Annotated in this window: 1 protein-coding gene; it reads right to left on the minus strand. The window is 34.3% G+C overall.

Annotated elements, in window-relative coordinates:
- Positions 1–206: 206 nt before the first annotated feature.
- Positions 207–784: hypothetical protein (locus ACY2RU_RS17695; RefSeq protein WP_490139812.1), on the minus strand; the 578-nt coding region annotated here is incomplete at its 5' end.

Below are 784 nucleotides of genomic sequence, written 5' to 3' on the forward strand. Positions count from 1 at the left end.
ATGCCAGTGGCGGTTCTTGGCTCGCTGTGGCTCAACCAAATTTGCGGAGCAAATGTTGGCAGCGGCGTCGACGCGTGCGACTCGGAAGCCACAGCAAAGCCGTTTGCTGGTTTATTCGGAATTAAATATACGTTTTTAAATTGTAGGAGTTTTAATTCATTAACTAGCTTAGCCATTGGCTTTATACGGTGTTGGCAAATCGTTTTTTATTCTAAATAGGTTTCTATCTTTTTAATTTCAGTTACAATTCGATGGTTTTTCGGCAAGCACTCAATCAATTCAGAAGGAACAGCTCTGTCGATTTCCGGAAGTTCTTTATACCATTTTAAAACTTCCTCAAAGTGTTTTTCACCAATTTTTTTGTTTCCGAGTTTATATTCGCAATAGCCAATTTGTTCAATCAATTTCGTGTATCTCCAAATTTGAAACTCCTTTAGCTTTTCTTTATCAACTTTGTTATAGTTCTCTAATGCTAATTCTAGTTGATTTAAGTCGTGATAGCAATGAGCTAAATACAATTGCGATAGTACATTATTTGCGTCCAATTCAACAGCTTTTTTGAAATTCCGTATAGATTTTTCAATATTCATTTTCCAATCATCAGATTCAAAATCCACAAGCCCAAGAATGTGATAACAATTAGAATCTAAATCAGAATATTCAGCCAGTAAATTTTTGATTTCTGAGCGTAATTTATCCTTTTCATCCTTAAACTCCGCTAAAGAGAATTTATCGTATTTTTTAAATATTTTCTTTCGGATATCCACTTTTTTCAAATGTTTGC

Source organism: Ulvibacter sp. 2305UL32-6, from assembly GCF_058148545.1.